The organism is Amycolatopsis sp. FU40, assembly GCF_021903635.1.
GTDB classification, from domain to species: Bacteria; Actinomycetota; Actinomycetes; order Mycobacteriales; family Pseudonocardiaceae; genus Amycolatopsis; species Amycolatopsis dendrobii.
The window spans coordinates 7,405,418-7,423,170 of sequence record NZ_CP091381.1; the positions used below are offsets into that span (position 1 = coordinate 7,405,418).

A 17,753-nucleotide genomic window follows, 5' to 3' on the forward strand; every position below is an offset into this window, starting at 1 on the left:
GCTCACTCCCCGCTTGGCTTGAGCGGCTCGACGAACTGGGCGTCGAGCCAGCGCATCTGCGCCATCCACATCCACCACGTCGCGTCGTCCGGGCAGTGCTGCCCGTCCACCGCCTCGCCCCGCAGCCACGCTCCCAGCAGCGCGGTGATCGCCGTGCACACGTCGAGCAGCGCGCGTCCCCACCACCATTGGTGCGCCGGGGTGTGCAGCTCCAGGACGCCGCCATGTTCCGGCAGCACCGACAACGCCCAGTCCAGCCGGGTCCGGACGTCCGCGAGCACCTGCGGCTCGAGCTGCGGTTCGCTGGTGGTCTCCTGCATCCGCTCCACCAGCAGCGCCAGCCGCGGATCCGCGACCGGTCCCGCGGGCTCGGACAACCGCCGGTCGACCAGCGCCCGCAGCCCGTTCAGGTGGGTGCGGATGAGCGGGACGTACGGCGGATACAGCACGGCGATCCGGGCTTCGCCGGCCCGGTCCCAGGTGACCGCGCCGGCGTAGGGATCCGTCGTCGCCGGATCGGAGAACATCACCTGCGCTGAGCCTGCTCAGAGGGCGAAATTCGTCAGCGGCAGGTTCTCGAGCACCAGGTCGGCCCGGTCCCGGGTGTTCGCGATCAGGTCCGCGTTGCGCTGGTCGGAACCGAGCGCGCGCTGCCGGGCCTCGACCAGCGAACGGCCGTAGCGCCGGTGCCGGGACACCAGCCGTTCGATCCGCTCCGGCTCGTCCGGGGCAAGGAACCACGCCTCGGTCAGGTACTGCCGCACGCCGCTCCACGGGTCGTCCGGGAGCAGCAGGTAGTTGCCCTCGGTGATGACCAGCTGCACCTCGGGCGCGACCGGGACCGCACCGGCGATCGGCTCCTCGATCTCGCGGCGGAACTCCGGCGCGTACACCGTCTCGCGGCCCTCGGCGAGCCGGCGGATCAGGTGCACGTAGCCGGCGGCGTCGAAGGTGTCCGGCGCGCCCTTGCGGTCGGTGCGACCGAGCCGCTGCAGTTCGACCTGGGCCAGGTGGAAACCGTCCATCCCCACGACCGCGGCCCGCGAACCGAGCGCGTTGGCGATCGCCCAGGCCAGCGTGGTCTTTCCGGAGGCGGGCGCGCCGATGATGCCGAGCACGTGCCGTTCCCGCGGTTTGGCCAGCTTCTCGGCCCGCGCCAGCAGATCCTCGAACGCCGTCATCGCACTCCCTCTTCTCTGCTCTTCGCCAGTTCCCCGACCGGTCCGGTCCACGAACGCGGACCCACGTGCCGGACCCGTTCCGCTGCCACCGCGTTCGCGTATTCGATCCAGTCGGCGACCGCGCCTTCCCGGGTCGCGACCGCGTACGCGAGCGCACCGTGCCACACGTCTCCGGCCCCCAGGGTGTCCCGCGCTTCGACGAGCGGCACGGGGACCTGCCCAGAGTCTTCCGTAGTGCTCCAGGCGACCGGCTCCGGGCCTGCCGTCGTGATCGTCACTGACACTCCGCGTTCGGCCAAACTCGGTGCGGGAGCACGGAACCGCGCGGAACAGGCTGCCACGTGGACCAGTGGCAGCAACTGGTCCAGTACCGGTTTCCAGCTGCCCGCGTCGAGGATGACCGGCGCTTCGCGGGCGCGGGCTTCCTCGGCGACAGCAAGCGCTAGCTCGGGATGGTGGCCGTCGACGAGGACGGCGTCCACGCGGTCGAAAACCGGGGCGAGGTCAGGCAGTTCCAGCGGTTTGTCGGCGGCGGCGTTGCGGGAGACGACAGTGCGTTCGCCGTCGCCGTCCCGCACCACGACCGCGCTGACCGGCGGTGCCTGCGTGCGTTCTGGAGCGAGATCGACCAGGTCGACGCCGCAGGCTTCGAGGTCGGCCCGGGCGAGCGCGGCCAGCGGGTGGGTACCGAGGGCCGTCAGGAGGATCGCTTCGGCTCCGAGCGCCGCGACGGTCACCGCGGCGTTCGTCGCCGGCCCACCGGCCGCGACATCCACCTGCAGCGACTGCACTTTCTCGCTCGGCTCCGGGAATTCCGCGACCCGCTGTACGACATCGACGGTGCACAACCCCGCCAGCAGCACTCGCACGTCAGGTCAACCCGGCATGCGTGGTGGACGCGACCTCGACGACTTCGCCGTTCTCGTCGAGCTTCAACGCACCGGTGAGCAGGCCGACCACCTGGTTCATGCTGTGCGTCTTCGGCGTCACCACGGCGACGCGCTTGCCGAGCCGGTGCACGTGGATCCGGTCGGCGATTTCGAAGACGTGCGGCATGTTGTGGCTGATCAGCACGACCGGCAGACCGCGGTCGCGGATCCGGCCGATCAGTTCCAGCACCTTCGCGGATTCCGCGACACCCAGCGCGGCCGTCGGCTCGTCCATGATCACCGCTTTGGTGCCGAACGCCGCCGCGCGCGCCACCGCGACGCCTTGCCGCTGCCCGCCGGACAGCGTTTCCACCAGCTGGGTAATGGATTTGACCTTGATGCCGAGGTCGTCCAGGATCCGCTGCGCCTCAGTGCGCATGGTCGCGCTGTCGAGCTTGCGCAACCCGATGCCGAACGGTCCCTTCAGCCGCTTTTCCCGGCCCAGAAACATGTTCGACGCGATGTCCAGTGCCGGCGCGACCGCCAGATCCTGGTACACCGTCTCGATCCCGTAGTGCCGCGCGTCCAACGGGGACTTGAAGTGGACCGTCTTGCCGTCCACTTTGATCTCGCCTGCATCCGGCACCACCGCGCCGGACAACGCCTTGATGAGACTGGACTTTCCGGCCCCGTTGTCGCCGACCACGGCGAGCACTTCGCCGGGGTAGAGGTCGAAATCGGCGCCGTCGATGGCGGTGACCCGGCCGTAGCGCTTCACCAGGCCGCGTGCGGAAAGAGTCGGCTGCTGCTGCGTAGTAGTCATGACTGCTGCTGCCTCCGTGCGATCCGGTCCACGACCACCGCGGCGATCAGCAACGCGCCGGTCGCCAGGTCCTGGTAGTTGCCGTCGACGCCCATCTGCGTCAGCCCCGAGCGCAGCACGGCGACGACCAGCGCGCCGAACAGCGTGCCCAGCACCGAACCGCGTCCGCCGAACAGGCTCGTGCCGCCCAGCACCACCGCGGTGATCGAGTCGAGGTTGCCGAGCTGGAACTGGTTCGGGTCGGCGTTCGGCGTGCGGCCGAGCGCCTGCCACGCGGCGATGCCGAAGCACAGACCGGCGACGAGGTAGACCGACAGCACGGTGCGGTTGACCTTGATCCCGGACAGCCGCGCGGATTCCGGCGCGTTGCCGACGGCGTAAACGTGCTTGCCCCACGCGGTTTTCGTGAGCGCGTACCAGACGGCGAGGAACATGAGCAGTGCGAGCGTCATGCCGTAGGTGATCGGGATGCCGCCGAAGAGGTACCGCTTCGTGCCGAGCCAGGTGAGCAGCCCGTCGGACACCGGAACCGCCTGGCCGCCCGCGATCAGCTTCGCCACCGCGGTCAGGCCGGTGAACGTGCCGAGCGTGATGATGAAGGCGGGCAACTTGATCCGCGTCGCCAGGGTGCCGATGAACAGGCCGACGAGGACGGTGAGCACGACGCCGGCCAGCAGCGCGAAGAAGACGTTCGTCACTGCCGCCAGTTTCGCCATCACCAGCGTCGCCACGACCATCGACGACGCGTTGGACAGGTCGATGCCCGCGATCAGGATGATCAGCGTCTGGCCGAGCGCGAGCGTGCCGACCACCAGCGATTGCTGGACCACTGTGGACAGATTGTCCAGGTCGAAAAACGTGTCCGTGGCGAAGGAAAACACCACGACCGCCACGACCAGCGCCAGCGCGGGACCGACCGCCGGCGCGCGGAGGAAGAACTCGCCGAGCGTTTCGCGCTCGCGGTTGGTGACCGTCGCGCTCGTCATTTCCCGCCTCCCCAGCAGTTCTGCAGACCCCAGGCGGTGTCCTTGCTCGGCACACCCGGCATCGGGTGGTCGGTGATCGCGGTCGAGCCGGTGTTGACGAACCCGCTCGGCTTCTTCCCGGTCTTCGCGTACTCGACCGCCGCGAGCACGCCCTGTTCGGCCATCTTCCGCGGGAACTGCATCACGGTGACGGCGAACTGGCCGTTCTTGACGTTCTGCACGCCCTCGCAGCCGCCGTCGATGGAGCCGACGGTGAGCTGAGCGTTGAGCCCGCGAGCCTTCAGCGCCGCGTACGCGCCGCGGCCCATCGGCTCGTTCATCGTGTACACGGCGTTGAGGTCGGTGGTGCGCTGGAGGAGGTTCTCCATGCCCTGCTGGGCGAGGCTCTGGTCGCCGTTGGCGTTGGTGTGGCCCTTGATCTCCGGCGCGCCGTCCTTGAGCCCGATGCCCTTGAGGAAGCCGCCGTGCCGCTGGGTGTCGACCGAACTGCCCGCGGTGCCGTCGACCATCAGAAGCTTCGGGTCCGCGCCCTTGAGCGCCGCCTTGACGTACGCGCCCTGCTGCTCGCCCGCCGCGAAATTGTCGGTGGCGAAGGTGGCGTCGACCGCGTCCGGCGGTTCGGTGGCGGTGTCGAGGGCGATCACCAGAATGCCTGCGTCGCGGGCGTCCTTGATGGCCTTGAGCACGCCGGTCGACGAGCTCGGCGTGATCAGGATGGTGTTGACGCCCTGCTGCATCAGGTTCTCGATGGCACGCACCTGACCGTCGTTGTCGCCGTCGAACTGGCCGGCGAGCGCGCTGAAGTCAGCGCCGTTGGCCTTGGCCGCGGCGGACGCGGCGTTGCGCAGTTCGACGAAGTACGGGTTGGTGTCGGTCTTCGTGACGAGGCCGACCTTGGCCTTGCCGCTGCCGCCGGTTTTGGAGCTGCCGCCCCAGTGGCGTTCGACGGTGCACCCGGCGGTGGAGACCGCGACAGCGGCCGCCAAGGCGAGTGCGGTGAGACTCCGGTGTCTCATGGAGATGCCCTCCGAATCGAGGTGCGAGCTTGCCGATGGACGGGAAGGTAGACAGACTCTGTGCTAGACGCAAGCGTTTGCGCAAACGCTTGCCAAAGCTCCTGGTTTCGCTCTCCCGATGAAGGACAGACATGCCGCGACCTCGCTCGACCCGCCCGACCCAGCGCGACATCGCCGAAATGGCGGGAGTGTCGATCACGACGGTCTCGCACGTCGTCAACGGCACGCGGGCGGTGGCTGAGGAGACGAAAGCCGCGGTGCTGCGGGCGATCGAGACCACCGGGTACACCGGCGACGCGATCGCACGCTCACTGGTCACCGGGGGTACGCGCTCCATCGGGATGGCGATCTCGCTGGTCGCGAACCCGTACTTCGCGGCGCTGATGCACGCGATCGAGCGAGAGGCGTCGGCGAACGGATACACCGTGCTGCTCGCGGACACGCACGACACCGCGGGCACCGAACGGGACGTGGTGCGCGCGCTGCGGTCGCGCCGGGTCGACGGCCTGCTGATCACACCCGCGCCCGGCGACGGGTCGGTGCTGGGCGAACTGGTGTCGCTGGACGTGCCGACCGTGCTGATGGACCGGCTCACCACCCGGACCGACATCGACCAGGTCGGCGCCGAGAACATCCAGGCGACCTCGGCGCTGACCGCGCATCTGGCGTCGCTGGGCCATCGCCGGATCGGCATGATCTCCGGCGCGCCCGGGCTCACGACGAGCGACGAACGCGTGCTGGGCTACCGGCTCGGACTCGGCCGGTCGGGCTTGAGCTGGTCGCCGGATCTGGTGGCGTGCGGACAGTCCTCACGCGACGGTGGCGGCTTGGCGCTGAGCACGCTGCTGGCGCTGCCGGATCCGCCGACCGCGCTGGTGGTGGCGAACGACAGCATGATGGTCGGCGTGCTGCACGAGGCGCGGCGGCGGGGTTTGCGGATCGGCCAGGACCTGCCGGTGGTGGTGTACGACGACGTCGAATGGGCCGATCTCGTGGACCCGCCGCTGACGACCATGGCCCAGCCGATCGACGAAATCGGCCGCCGGGCGGTGCAACTGCTGCTCGCTCGACTGGCGGATCCCGGACGGCCCGCCGAGACTGTGCGGTTGCCGCCGACCTTGCGGCACCGGGCTTCGTGCGGGTGCGCGTCCTGACTGCCCCGCGTAACCAGGCACGCAGCCGTTCACTCACCTCAGTGATTCTCGGGACCCGATCGTCTCGGACCCTCTCTTGTGCGGCACGACAGTGGCTACTGTTGGGTAGGTAACGACGACGAGGGCCATGAGAAATGACCGTTCTGGCGCCGGAGGTCTCCCACTGGGACCTGCCGGTCACCCATCGGTTCGGGGTGGCATTGGGGAGGCACGCCAGCCCGTACCACGACCAGCTGCTGCGTGCCATCCGCGGCGCTGCCGCGCGGGCGGGCTGCGACCTGCTGCTGGCCGACACCAGCGACTGCCCGCGCGAGGAAGCCGAAGTGCTGCGCGCACTTCAGGCGGATCACGTCGATGGCGTCCTTCTGGTGCCCGCTCCCGGTGACGAGGCTGTCGTGAACGGACTCGTGCGCACTGGGGTGCCCACGGTCCTGGTCGACCGGATCGCCGGCCGCAACGACGTCGACCAGGTCGGTTCGGAGAACTTCCAGGCCATGTCCGCGCTGGTCGAACATCTGGCCTCGCGACGGCACCGGCGGATCGCGCTGATCACCGGCACCGAGGGCACCACGGTGAGCGAAGAACGCGCCCTGGGATACCGCCTTGGCCTTGGCCGCGCCGGGCTGCGATACCACCCGGAACTGGTGGCGTCCGGCCAGTCCACCGCAGGCGGCGCGGCGCGCGCTGCCGCCAAACTCCTGGACGGCTGGCCTTCGCCGACCGCCCTGGTGGTCGCTGGCGAGGCGATGCTGATCGGCGTGCAGTGGGAAGCACACCGCCGCGGCATCCGGATCGGATCGGAACTGGCGGTCGTCGGTTACGGCGACATGGACTGGGCGCGCACGGTTTCGCCTGGCGTGACGACGATGGCGCAGCCTATCTCGGAAATCGGCCGCCGGGCGGTGCAGTTGCTGCTGGCGCGCTGCCGCGAGCCGGAGCGCCGGCCGGAGTCCGTCCGCCTCGCGCCGCGGTTCCTGCACCGCGCTTCGTGCGGCTGCTGAGTTTCACAGCGTTGCCGCGGCCTCCAGCAGCATCCACCCTCCAATTTGGACAGACAGATCCCGTTCCGCCTTGCCCGGCGGATTCGGTGCCGACCTATCCCAGTACGCGCTGAACAACGGTCCGGTTTTCTCCTGCGCCGCACCGTTCCAGCACGCTTCCGCCGATTTTTGCACGATCCCCTTCGCCGTTTCGGCTTCCGCCCTGGGCAGGTTTTTCGCCGCGAGCGCCAGGTAGCGGGCGGCGATCGCCGAGAAGAGTCCGCCGTCGCCACCCTCCGAACCGGGGAGGATTCCCTCTGGCGCCATGTGCTTCTCCACCGCCCGGATCGTGCGCGCGGCGTCGTCCCAGCGGGACTGTTCCAGGCATGCGCCGAGGTAAACCCCTTGGCAGTACGAGAAAATATGCTTGACCACTTCGCCGGTGTCCGCCCGGACCCCGTCCCAGACGAGGCCGGTCTCCGGGTCGACCAGGGTCTCGGTGAGCCATTGCGTCATGGCGCCGGCGCGTTGTTGATCACCCTTCCGGGCGTGAAAGATAGCGGCCGGACCGTTGGCGGGGGTATTCTTGAAGGAGTCGCCGCGCCGCCACCAAATTCCCCCGCCAAGGTCTTGTGTCCAGCCTTCGTGCAGCCGTGCGCCGATAGCCTCGATCGGTTCGTCCACTGTGGATAGTTGGAGTTGGCGTACTCGCTGCAGCGCGAGCCCTAGCCAGGCTATGTCGTCGTAGTAGTCGTTGACCCAGGAACCGAAATTGCGCCGGTGCACGGTCGTGATGAAGCGGTTGATCAGCTGTGCGCGTTCTTGGGTGGGCTGGCGGAGCTGGGCGTCGACGAGGCTGTCGAGGAGATGGGCCTGCCACCAGTAGTTCCAGTGCCAGTGCAGCCGTTGGCTCATGGTGGGCGGCCAACCGCTGCGGCCGAGGACGGTGCCGGGGAGGGCCCACAGGCGGCGGAGGTGCCTGGCACAGACTGCCCGCTCAGCGGCGGCAGCACGGTCGACGGCGGCAGCACGGTCGACGGCGGCGGCACGGTCAACCGCTTCGGCACGCCCAGCCGCGTCAGCACCGCCAACGGCGACCGCGCGCCCAACCGCGTCAGCACCGCCAACGGCGACCGCACGCCCAGCCGCTTCGGCGCGGTCAACTGGCTGAGCGGTGTTCTTGGCCGGGTTGGCCGGGCCCTCAGCCGCCGCTGAAGGTTCTGCAGGGTCTGTCGCACCCCCGGCCGCCTTCGCCGCATCCTTGGCCGGGTTCGCCGGGCCCTCAGCCGCCGCTGGAGGTTCAACAGGGTCTGTCGCACCCCCGGCCGCCTTCGCCGCATCCTTGGCCGGATTCGCCGCGCCCTCAACCGCGTTCGCCGCGCGATCGGCAGGGCCGACCGGGCGCGCCATGGCAGGGCGGGCCTGATCGCCGCGGGCAGTGGAGTCGGCTGGCTCGGATGAATCGGCGGTCATGGGTCGATTCTGCCTGTGCTGCGGCGAACTTGCCTCTCCACGCCGATCCCGGACGCCTGCGAGCACGCCGAACCGCGCGGGCGGCAGTGGGGCGGGATTCTCGTGAGTGTTTGTCCCGGTTCTAACCGTTGCAAACACTCACGAGCACCCAGCCGCCGGTCACCAGGCTTGGGACAGGTCCGCGTGCTGGCGGATCCACGCGTGCATCACGATGCCCGCCGCGACGCCCGCGTTAATCGACCTTGTCGTGCCGAACTGGGCGATGGACACCACTTTCGCGGAGTCGGCCTGGGCGGCTTCAGACAAACCCGGGCCTTCCTGGCCGAACAGCAGCAGGCACTTCCGGGGCAACTCGGCGGTTTCCACCGGCTCGGCACCGGGAGTGTTGTCCACCGCTACCACCGTCAAGCCCTCCGCGGTGGCGAATTCCAGCAGGCTCGCGACGTCCTCGTGGTGGCGGAGGTGCTGGTAGCGGTCCGTCACCATGGCGCCCCGGCGGTTCCAGCGGCGGCGGCCGACTATGTGCACTTCCGCGGCGGCGAAGGCGTTCGCGGTGCGGACGACCGTGCCGATGTTGTGGTCGTGCTGGAAGTTCTCGATCGCGACGTGGAACGGGTGCCGTCGAGTGTCCACATCGGACACGATTGCCTCGCGGCGCCAGTAGCGGTAGGCGTCGACCACGTTGCGGCGGTCGCCGTTGGCCAGGAGGTCGGGGTCGTAGCGCGGGTCGTCCGGCCAGGTTCCTGGCCAGGGGCCTACGCCTACCTCCTCGCGGTTCACCCACTCGGTGGGGCCCGCTTCGGGTTGTTCCGTCGTCACGAAGGACGATTCTCGCTCAGCCCAGGCTGACGCCGTGCGCCGGACTGTCGTCGTGACGGTGGCGCCACCTCAAGTAGGCACCCAGGTAGGAGATCACCAGCACCGCCAGCGCCACCACGACCACCACCGGCAGCAGCGAGCGCGGGATCACCGTGCCGTAGAGGTAATACGCGTTGAACCCGCCTGGCAGGTCGCCGAGACCCTGCTGATGCCGGAAGAAATCCTCCAGCGCGGTGAGCGGGCACGGAATCGGCGTGACGTTGACCAGCACGCCCCACACCGCGAAGAAAATGTGCACGAAAATAACCTTCGGCCATCGCCACGCGAGGAAGCCGCCGAAGCCGATGAAGAGCAGGGCCAGTACGTGCACCGCCACGGTGACGTCGGCGAGAACGTGCGCGACCGTCGTGTCCACCTTCGCCCCCTTCCCAGTGCACCTACCAGCGACGTTACTCCGATTACCCGCCCAGAGAGCGGGAAATAGGGGGACCTGATGTGATGTTCGACCCACCGGAGCAACGAGTTCACCCGGCAGGTAACGGAGGGATCACTCCGGGTAGGAGACACTGCGGAACACGCGCACGAGTGGACCCGACGCGCGGTAAATGACTCCGTTCCGTGCACGCGGACGGGGACGCGAATCGTCGGAGAAAGCGGGCGGAAACGCGGTTGACAAACGCGGGAGAGGGAACTCGGCCTGTGCCGTCGAACCCCGGACAGAGGATGACTGCGAAGGCGTCGGGGCGGGAGGACATCGCCGTCCGCCCAGCCAGCCTCGGAGTCGGCGTCAAAAGTCGCCTCGAAGGCCACGTCGGCGGGGTGCGCCAACTCGATCGATGCCGAGAACGGCCTCGCCGCCCTAGGAGTTCGCGGGTCGAAGCTGACGTACCGGCAGGGGAGGCAGCGTTCAGCCAGCGAACGCCGACCCGTCGATGTCGGTCACTACCAAGCGGATGCGCGCGTCCGCCCACTCCGTCCCGTCGAGCACTTCACGCACTCGAGCCTCGGCGGCCGAGAGCAACGGCGGCAGCGGCAACCGCAAAGCCACCAACCGAACTTCCACCGACTCCGCGGTCAGATCTACCGAGCCACCAGCGGGATCGGTCGGGAGCCAGCTGATCTCCGCGGCCGCGCTCGTCGCGGGGCGGAGGCCGTCGACTGATGCCAGGGCGTCGGCGATTCGTCCGGCCAGCGAACGCGGGTCGGTCACTGCCGCCCCACTTCGATGTCCAAAATGGACACTCGCACGGCGTCCACGGAACGGCCGGTCTGCGCGAGGACTTCCCGGAATACCGCGCGCTGCACGGCGCGGCCCACGGCGGCGGCTTGGTCCGCGCCCGAGATGATCACGTCGACCTCGACAGTCAGGCGGTCCTCGTGGGCGCGGACCCGGACGCCGTCCGCGGGGGCCGGTTCCAGGCCTTTCCAGCGTTGCCGGGCCTCGCGGGCCCAGGCGGTCGCCAAACCGCGCAGGCCGGGTTCCAGACGCACGACTCCGGCGGTTTCGGCGGCCGCGCGGGCGGCAACGCTCGCGATCACCGGGGCGGCGATCACGTATTCGGCGGTCATTCCCCGTCCTCGTACACGTCTTCCACCAGCAGATCCAGGCTGATCAACGAGATACCCACTCGCGAGGTCGCGGCAGCGGACACCAGTTCTCGTACGCGGGCCAACGTGTCAGCGCCGCTCGTGTTCCCCAGGCGCGTCGCGAGGGTGAGTTCGACCTCGACCTGAGCCGCGCCGGAAGAGTCGACGCCGACCTTGCGCACCCGGACCCGGCGGGCGCGGACGTCGCCGGCGGAGTCGGCCGCATAGCGGAGCACGACCGCGACGGCTTGCTCGCTCACCTCGACCGAACCAGGTTCGGCGGCGGAAAGATCCAGCATCTGGCCGCGGCGGACCTCGGCGCGGACGGCCGACATGATCCGGCCTACCAGGTCCGGCGGGGTCGGGTCGGGCTCGTCGATCAGCTCCTGCGTCGCCGAGCGCAGGGCGAGCAGGCTTTCCCGCGCGGTGCGGCAGTGGACGCACTCCGCCTGGTGGTCGTCGGCCTCGTCCAGGTTCTCCCAGAGCGTTTCCAGTTCCCGGCCGCACGGCAATTCGTAGTCCTGGTTCACCTCCACGGCTTCATCACCTCCGCCAGCTGCGCACGGGCCCGGGCGATGCGCCCCCGGACCGCGGTGGGGTTCGCGCCGACGATCTCGCTGATCTCGTCGTACGACCGGCCGTGCACCTCACGCAACAGCCAGCACGCCCGTTGCTGCGGGGTGAGCGTCTGAAGCGCCTCGTCGAGCGCCGCGAGCTGGCCGCTGACCTGCACCGCGTGCTCGGGTTGCGTGTCGCGGCGCGGCGATTCGGCGAGGTCGAGGTCGACGTCGGCCTGCGGGCGGCGCGCCCGGATCACATTGAGGCAGCGGTTGGTCGTTCCGCGGTAGAGCCACCCGACGAACGCGTTGTCGTCGTTCAGCTGCGCCAGCTTCCGCCACGCGCCGAGGAACGCTTCCTGCACTACGTCCTCGGCGTCGCCGCGGTGATGCAGCATTTTCAGGGCAAGCCGGAACATCGGGCCCTGATAACGCTGCACGAGCTGTTCGTACGCGCGCACGTCGCCGTCTCGCGCACGGCCGACGAGGGTGGCGTCGTCGAGCGGGACACTGGTCGTGGTCACGGCACCCCCTTCCGTCAGGGGGACACCGAGTGGCGGGCATTCGTCACGCACGCATTGTGAGTGACTGTGCTCACTCGCGCTCGGCCGAGCACTCAGTCGAGGCCGAGGTCGTCCTTGCTCAGCAGGTACCGGTACTCGAGCCCGGCCTTCTCGATGGCTTCCCGCGCGCCGGTGTCGCGGTCGACGACCGTCGCGACGCCGACCACGGTGGCCCCGCCTTCGCGCAGCGCCTCGACCGCGGTGAGCACGCTGCCGCCGGTGGTGGAGGTGTCCTCGACGGCCAGCACCCGCTGCCCGCGCACCTCCACACCCTCGATCCGGCGCTGCATCCCGTGTTCCTTGATCGCCTTGCGGACGACGAACGCGTCGAGCACTACGCCCTCGGCGGCGGCGGAGTGCAGCATCGCCAGCGCCACCGGGTCCGCGCCGAGGGTGAGCCCGCCGGTCGCGACGTAGTCCCAGTCAGCGGTGAGCTGCCGCAGCAGCTTGCCGATGAGCGGGGCGGCCGCGTGTTGCAGCGTCGCCCGCCGGAGATCGACGTAGTAATCGGCTTCCTTGCCCGAGGCCAAGGTGACCTTGCCGTGCACGACGGCCAGTTCGCTGACCAGCCTGGCCAGTTCGAGCTTCGCAGTTTGATCCAACCCGGGGTACGCCACGGCCGAGAGTCTTACACACGGCACCGACAACTTCCGCGCGTCACTCCCCGGTCGCGACGGCCGTCACCGGACGCGTCCGCGTCGCCACCCAAGCGGGCAGGACCGCGGCGGTCAGCGCGAGCACGATCGCGGTCGCGATGATCACCAGGTACACCGACACCGGACCCTCCGGAAGCACCCGGCCGGTCGCGACGAGACAGAACGGCACGATCGCGCCCGCGGACACCGCGGTGCCTGCCACGATGCCGATCGCGGCGATCAGACCGCCTTCGCTCGCGGCCATCCGCAGCACCTGGCCGCGGGTGAAGCCGCCGAGCCGTTGCAGGCCGAACTCCCTCCGGCGGCGCGAGGTGGCCATGACCAGGGTGTTCACCACGGAGATCACCGTGTAGCCGACGATCATGCCGACCAGCAGGTAGTTCACCCACGCGCCGGTCTCGTCGTTCTTGGCGTTCGCGGCGGCCAGCGTGCTCCGGTCGCCGACCGACACCGGGAGACCCGCGGTCGCGGCGGTCAGGCTGCGCGTCAGCCGGGCCTGGTCGACCCCGGGCGCGGCACGGACGAGCACCTGCCGGGCGAGACCGGACGTGGTGTGCCCGGCGAGCAGGTCGGCGGGCAGCAGGAGCTGTTCGGCTCCGGCCCGCTGGTGCACGATCGCGACGATGCGCAGGGTCCGGTCGCTCCCGTCGCCGAGACGGAGCGTGACGGATTCGCCGACCGATCGCGACACCTCAGCGGTGTCCGGCAACGCGACCGTGTCGCCGGTGAGGTCGGCGAGGTTGCCGCGCACGACCGTGGCGGCATTGGTCGACCCGTCGGTGAGGCCGAGCGCCGGGTAGCCCTTCTTGGTCTGGTTCTCGTCGAACGGCGCGGTGATGAACGCGCGGCTGGCGAGGTACGGCGAGACCGCCGCGACGCCGTCCGCGTGCCGGATCCGGTCGATGGCTTCGGGAGAAACCCCGGTCGGGCCCGCGACGACCGCGTCGGCGCGGAGGTCTTCGGCGAAGGCCTGCGCGGAAGCGGCGGTGGTCGTGGTCTGCAGGTAGATGTTGGCGGTCGCGATTCCGACCGCGAGCATGATCGGCGTGACCGCGCCTGCCACCCGGGTGGCCGCGTTGCGCGTGTTGGTGATCGCCAGCCAGCCGGTGACGCCGCTGAACAGCCGCATCGGGCCCTGCAACAGGATCGCGGTCAGCTTCGTGACGCCAGGGCTGATCATCGCGACGCCGACCGCCCACAGCATCACCGCCGGACCCGCCGTGCTCGCCGCGATGGGTCCCGTCATCACCGCGAGCGTGACTATGCCCAGCGCGGTCCCGCCGCCGAAGCACAGCAGCGCGACGATCAGTCGCAGCGGTGTCAGCCAGCCGCGCGGCACGGAGGCTTCGGCGAGCGCCTCGGTCGGCCGGATGCGGCCGACCCGGAATCCGGCCACCAGCGCGGAAATCCCGACGGCGAGCAGCGTCGCGCCCGCCGCGATGATCATCGGGATCCAGCCCTGGTGGAACTGCACGGCGGGGGAGATGAACCCGCCCGAGGTGAACTGCTCGAACAGCCACCGGCCGAACACCGGACCGAGCGCGGCCGCGGCTGCGGTCGCGAGCACGCCGATGACCAGCGCTTCGCCGAGAACCATGCGCCGCAGCTGCCGCGGCGTCGTGCCGATCGCGCGCAGCAAGGCCAATTCACGCTGCCGCTGGCGCACCGACAGCATCAGCGTGCTGGCGATGACGAACACCGCGACTGAAATCGAAAGTCCGCCCGCGACGCCGGACAGCGGGATCAGCCGGCCGCCGCTCGCCTGCGCTTCCGGGAATTCGGCGAGGCCGCGCTCATCCCCAGTCAGCACGGACACCCCCGATCCGAGGTGCAAGGCGGCCGGATTGTCAGTGACGACACCGAAATAGTCGACCTTGCCGGGGTGGCCGGAGAGCTGATCGGCGACATTGTCGGCGAAGAACGCGTCGGGACGGTCACTGATCTGAGCGACGCGGTATTGGCGCATCGACCCCTGCACCGCAATGTCCACAGTAGATCCAACTGACACGCCGCTGGCAGCGGGCAGCACCACTTCGTCGGCTCGCGGCGCAGGACCGGGCAACCGAGCGGACTCCCAGCCGTGCGCGACAAGAGGCTTCTTCCCCAGCGATACCGGGAAACTCACCTCTCCAACCACAGTGGACACACCGGGCGTCGCGCGGATCGTCTCCGCCAGCGACCGGTCCAGCCGGACCCGCTCCGGCAGCGCGACCGACTGCGTCTTGGGCTTCTCGGAATTCTTCCGCAGCTCGAAATCCTGTTGTCCGGCAACGACAGCCGACGCCCAGGCGAGCCGGTGCGGCGGAGCGGCGGACCGGATCCCGGTCTCCATCAGACCGGCGCAGGCGGACACGATCACCGCGCCGAGGAACGCGGCCACGAACGCGGCGATGAACCCGCCGGTGCGGAAACGCAAGGTACGCAAGGCAAGACTGAACATCAGAAACCGCCCACCGGCATCCGGTCGGCCCAGGCGCCGAGGTGCGTCATGCGTTCGGCGACGGCCGTCGCGGTCGGCCGGTGCAGTTCACCGGCGACGCGGCCGTCCGCGAGGAAGACAACCCGGTCCGCATAGGAGGCCGCGACGGGATCGTGCGTCACCATCACGACGGTCAGGCCGCCGCGCACCGATTCCGAAAGCAGGCCAAGGATTTCGCCGGCGGTACGGGTGTCGAGCGCGCCGGTCGGTTCGTCGGCGAACAGCACCGCCGGACGGCTGACCAGCGCGCGAGCGATCGCGACCCGCTGCTGCTGACCGCCGGACAGCTGACCCGGCAGGTGCTTGCGCCGGTCGCTCAGCCCGACATGCCCGAGCATCTCCGCGACGCGGCGGCGGTCCGGACGACGGCCGGCCAGCCGCAGCGGCAGCACGACGTTCTGCTCGACGGTCAGCGCGGGCAGCAGGTTGAACGCCTGGAAGACGAACCCGACCTTGTCCCGGCGCAGCTTCGTCAGCTGCGTTTCGGAGAGCTTGCCCAGCTCCTGGTCGTCGAGCAGGACCGAACCGCTCGTCGGCCGGTCGAGTCCGGCCGCGCAGTGCAGGAACGTGCTCTTGCCCGAGCCCGACGGGCCCATCACCGCGGTGAACCCGCCGCGCGGAAAGGACAGGCTCACCCCGTCCAGTGCCGTGACCCGGCCGTATTCCTTGCGGACGGATTCGAGCCGCACCGCTTCCCCAGTCGCCATGGGGAAAACGCTATGGCCTGCCGGGGGAAAACACCCTGGGGCGCACACGCCGGGACGGGGTAGGGCTGTCCCTACCTCTCAGGTGCGGCGGCGGTTGCCGAACCCGCCCGCGAGCTTGCGCAGCACCGGACGCGGCAGCAGTCCGCCGATCCCGACCAGGGCCTTGTACTGCAGGCTCGGCACCGAGATCACCTTGCCGCGGCGCAGGTCAGCGAGGGCTTCGTCGACGACCTGGGCCACGTCGAGCCAGAAGGCCTTCGGACCCTCCCGTTGCAGACCGGCGCGCTCGTGGAACTCGGTGTGGGTGAAGCCGGGGCACAGCGCCATCATCCGCACGCCCTTCGGCAGCGACATCGCGATGCCCTCGGTGAACGACGTGACCCAGTTCTTGCTGGCGGTATAAGTCGAGCCGCGGCCGGAGAAGAAGCCGGCGACACTGCTGACATTGATCACGGCACCGCGGCCGCGCTCGACCATGCCCGGCAGCGCCGCCCGGGTCAGCTGCAGCACGGCGGTCACGTTCACGTCGAGCTGACGCTGCAGGTCCTCGGCAGGGATCTCCCAGAACTCGCCGCTCAGCCCGAAGCCGGCGTTGTTGACCAGCAGATCGACCGGCCGGGTTTCGAACAGATCGGCGACCCGGCCCCGGCCGTCCACTTCGGACAGATCGGCGGGCAGCACGGTCACCTCGACGCCGTGCTCCGCGCGCAACTGCCCGGCCAGCGCGTTCAGCCGGCCCTCGTCCCTGGCGACCAGGACGAGGTCGTGCTTCTCGGCGGCGAGCCGGCGCGCGAATTCCGCCCCGATGCCCGCGGTGGCCCCGGTGATCATGGCTGTGGTGGTCATGTGGGTGAAGCTACCCGTTTTTCAGCTGCGTCCGCCCTGGTGGCGCAGTATGGTCCGGCACATGGGCAAGCACACCAAGCGGACGCCCGGATATCTGCCCCGGATGGCCGCCGGTGCGGCGCCCCTCGCTCTGTTGCTCGCCGGCCCGGCCGCGGCGCTGGCGGACACCCCGCGCGGGGGACTGCCGCTCGAGGAGCACCAGCACGGTTCCTTCTCCGACCTCCAGTTCACCCGCGACGAGGCGATCGCGACGCAAGATCTGCCCGCGTCCGCCGCGTCGAACCTGCACCAGGCGCTCGCCCCGGACGCCGCGGGCCAGTCCCAGACCCACGACCTGCGCCTCGGCGAGGCAGGCCGCGCGTTCACCGGCAACGACCTCGCCGCGCACCACACGCAGCCATTCGACGGTGCGCACGTGGCCGGTCTGGACCAGTCGATGCGGCACGGCGTCCGGCTCCCGCAGGGGGTCGAAGCGCTGTCCAGCAGCAAGACCAGCGCCGAGTCCGGGCTCGCCGGCCGGTTCTCCGGCGACCTGCTGAGCGGCACCCGCGTCGAACGCACCTCCGCGGACGCCGTCGACCTCGGCCCGGCGGGCTCGGTCGTCGCGAACTCCGACGAAAGCGTGCTCGGCCAGTTCACCGGCAAGCTCGACGTGACCCGGCTGGAGTCCACCGAGCGGCACAGCGTGTCCGGCGACCTCGGCCCGGTGCACACGCTGGCCGCGGCGAGCCAGTCGACCGCCGAGCGCACGGAGCGGTTCCACGGCGAACTGTCGGCCGCGGACCTCGCGGCGGCGCGCGCGAGCACCGCTTCTACCGTGGGTGTTCCGGTTACCCGGAGCCAGCACGTGGGCGCCGAGGTGCTGGGAAATCCGGTCATCGACAACGGATGGACAGTTTCCGGGCCGCCGTTCACTTTCTCGCCCGGCTGAGTTCATCGCGGTGCCGGGTCCGCTTTCGGCAATCGAGTCCGGACCGTTTCCGGATCGCGAAACGGCCCTCGGCGCGAGCCCTCGTGAGCTGCGGAGCATCACCCGTTCGCCCTAAAGCGGGCCGCG

Annotated in this window: 21 protein-coding genes; 4 read left to right on the forward strand and 17 right to left on the reverse strand. The window is 69.8% G+C overall.

Annotated elements, in window-relative coordinates:
• Nucleotides 1–2: 2 nt before the first annotated feature.
• The 6 genes from L3Q65_RS34860 to L3Q65_RS34885 are packed head-to-tail and all read right to left on the reverse strand — an operon-like array spanning nt 3 to nt 4,875.
• The gene (locus L3Q65_RS34860; RefSeq protein WP_220507670.1) at nt 3–527 is read right to left on the reverse strand and encodes a hypothetical protein; all 525 of its coding nucleotides are present in this window, start codon (nt 525–527) and stop codon (nt 3–5) included.
• A gap of 18 nt (nt 528–545) precedes the next feature.
• Nucleotides 546–1,181 (reverse strand): nucleoside/nucleotide kinase family protein, encoded by a 636-nt coding sequence (locus L3Q65_RS34865; RefSeq protein WP_009084950.1) that lies wholly within the window; start codon nt 1,179–1,181, stop codon nt 546–548.
• Nucleotides 1,178–2,044: a PfkB family carbohydrate kinase gene (locus L3Q65_RS34870; RefSeq protein WP_237600978.1), complete on the reverse strand. Its 867-nt coding sequence runs from the start codon at nt 2,042–2,044 to the stop codon at nt 1,178–1,180. The genes L3Q65_RS34865 and L3Q65_RS34870 overlap by 4 nt, the downstream gene beginning before the upstream one ends.
• Nucleotides 2,045–2,051: 7 nt before the next feature.
• Nucleotides 2,052–2,873, reverse strand: coding sequence for an ATP-binding cassette domain-containing protein (locus tag L3Q65_RS34875; RefSeq protein ID WP_237597604.1), 822 nt, complete (start codon nt 2,871–2,873; stop codon nt 2,052–2,054).
• Nucleotides 2,870–3,859, reverse strand: coding sequence for an ABC transporter permease (locus L3Q65_RS34880; RefSeq protein ID WP_182892840.1), 990 nt, complete (start codon nt 3,857–3,859; stop codon nt 2,870–2,872). Before L3Q65_RS34880 ends, L3Q65_RS34875 begins: the two co-directional genes overlap by 4 nt.
• A complete protein-coding gene (locus tag L3Q65_RS34885; RefSeq protein ID WP_182892841.1) occupies nt 3,856–4,875 on the reverse strand; it encodes a substrate-binding domain-containing protein in 1,020 nt (339 codons plus the stop codon). Before L3Q65_RS34885 ends, L3Q65_RS34880 begins: the two co-directional genes overlap by 4 nt.
• Before the next feature lie 131 nt (nt 4,876–5,006).
• On the opposite strand from L3Q65_RS34885, the gene L3Q65_RS34890 reads away from it, so the two are divergent.
• On the forward strand, nt 5,007–6,029 hold the full coding sequence (locus L3Q65_RS34890; RefSeq protein WP_182892842.1) for a LacI family DNA-binding transcriptional regulator: 1,023 nt from the start codon (nt 5,007–5,009) through the stop codon (nt 6,027–6,029).
• Nucleotides 6,030–6,163: 134 nt separating this feature from the next.
• Nucleotides 6,164–7,030, forward strand: coding sequence for a LacI family DNA-binding transcriptional regulator (locus L3Q65_RS34895; RefSeq protein ID WP_182892843.1), 867 nt, complete (start codon nt 6,164–6,166; stop codon nt 7,028–7,030).
• Nucleotides 7,031–7,033: 3 nt separating this feature from the next.
• On the opposite strand, the gene L3Q65_RS34900 is transcribed toward L3Q65_RS34895, so the two are convergent.
• The gene (locus L3Q65_RS34900) at nt 7,034–7,924 is read right to left on the reverse strand and encodes a glycoside hydrolase family 76 protein (protein WP_237597605.1); all 891 of its coding nucleotides are present in this window, start codon (nt 7,922–7,924) and stop codon (nt 7,034–7,036) included.
• Between the two features lie 60 nt (nt 7,925–7,984).
• Between L3Q65_RS34900 and L3Q65_RS34905 the strand changes: the two genes are divergently transcribed.
• On the forward strand, nt 7,985–8,224 hold the full coding sequence (locus L3Q65_RS34905) for a hypothetical protein (protein ID WP_237597606.1): 240 nt from the start codon (nt 7,985–7,987) through the stop codon (nt 8,222–8,224).
• Nucleotides 8,225–8,641: 417 nt separating this feature from the next.
• On the opposite strand, the gene L3Q65_RS34910 is transcribed toward L3Q65_RS34905, so the two are convergent.
• From L3Q65_RS34910 to L3Q65_RS34955, 10 genes are all read right to left on the reverse strand, one after another.
• Nucleotides 8,642–9,301, reverse strand: a complete 660-nt coding sequence (locus L3Q65_RS34910) for an RNA methyltransferase (protein ID WP_237597607.1) — start codon at nt 9,299–9,301, stop codon at nt 8,642–8,644.
• 16 nt (nt 9,302–9,317) lie between these two features.
• Nucleotides 9,318–9,716: a DUF2784 domain-containing protein gene (locus L3Q65_RS34915; protein WP_067577513.1), complete on the reverse strand. Its 399-nt coding sequence runs from the start codon at nt 9,714–9,716 to the stop codon at nt 9,318–9,320.
• Between the two features lie 492 nt (nt 9,717–10,208).
• Entirely contained in the window at nt 10,209–10,511 is a 303-nt protein-coding gene (locus tag L3Q65_RS34920) for a hypothetical protein (protein ID WP_237597608.1), read from the reverse strand.
• Entirely contained in the window at nt 10,508–10,870 is a 363-nt protein-coding gene (locus L3Q65_RS34925; protein ID WP_237597609.1) for an Asp23/Gls24 family envelope stress response protein, read from the reverse strand. The genes L3Q65_RS34920 and L3Q65_RS34925 overlap by 4 nt, the downstream gene beginning before the upstream one ends.
• Complete coding sequence (locus L3Q65_RS34930) at nt 10,867–11,424, reverse strand: Asp23/Gls24 family envelope stress response protein (protein ID WP_182892847.1); 558 nt, start codon at nt 11,422–11,424, stop codon at nt 10,867–10,869. Before L3Q65_RS34930 ends, L3Q65_RS34925 begins: the two co-directional genes overlap by 4 nt.
• The gene (locus tag L3Q65_RS34935; protein ID WP_037808869.1) at nt 11,415–11,969 is read right to left on the reverse strand and encodes an RNA polymerase sigma factor; all 555 of its coding nucleotides are present in this window, start codon (nt 11,967–11,969) and stop codon (nt 11,415–11,417) included. Before L3Q65_RS34935 ends, L3Q65_RS34930 begins: the two co-directional genes overlap by 10 nt.
• Nucleotides 11,970–12,061: 92 nt before the next feature.
• On the reverse strand, nt 12,062–12,625 hold the full coding sequence (gene pyrE, locus L3Q65_RS34940; RefSeq protein WP_182892848.1) for an orotate phosphoribosyltransferase: 564 nt from the start codon (nt 12,623–12,625) through the stop codon (nt 12,062–12,064).
• A gap of 40 nt (nt 12,626–12,665) precedes the next feature.
• Entirely contained in the window at nt 12,666–15,089 is a 2,424-nt protein-coding gene (locus tag L3Q65_RS34945; protein ID WP_370648140.1) for an ABC transporter permease, read from the reverse strand.
• 14 nt (nt 15,090–15,103) lie between these two features.
• Nucleotides 15,104–15,850 carry an ABC transporter ATP-binding protein gene (locus tag L3Q65_RS34950; protein WP_182892850.1) on the reverse strand — a complete coding sequence of 249 codons (747 nt, stop codon included), beginning with the start codon at nt 15,848–15,850 and terminating at the stop codon, nt 15,104–15,106.
• 78 nt (nt 15,851–15,928) lie between these two features.
• Nucleotides 15,929–16,696, reverse strand: a complete 768-nt coding sequence (locus L3Q65_RS34955; RefSeq protein WP_182892851.1) for an SDR family oxidoreductase — start codon at nt 16,694–16,696, stop codon at nt 15,929–15,931.
• 61 nt (nt 16,697–16,757) lie between these two features.
• Here L3Q65_RS34955 and L3Q65_RS34960 point away from each other — a divergent pair, with 61 nt between their 5' ends.
• Complete coding sequence (locus L3Q65_RS34960; protein WP_220507605.1) at nt 16,758–17,627, forward strand: hypothetical protein; 870 nt, start codon at nt 16,758–16,760, stop codon at nt 17,625–17,627.
• Nucleotides 17,628–17,753 lie beyond the last annotated feature (126 nt).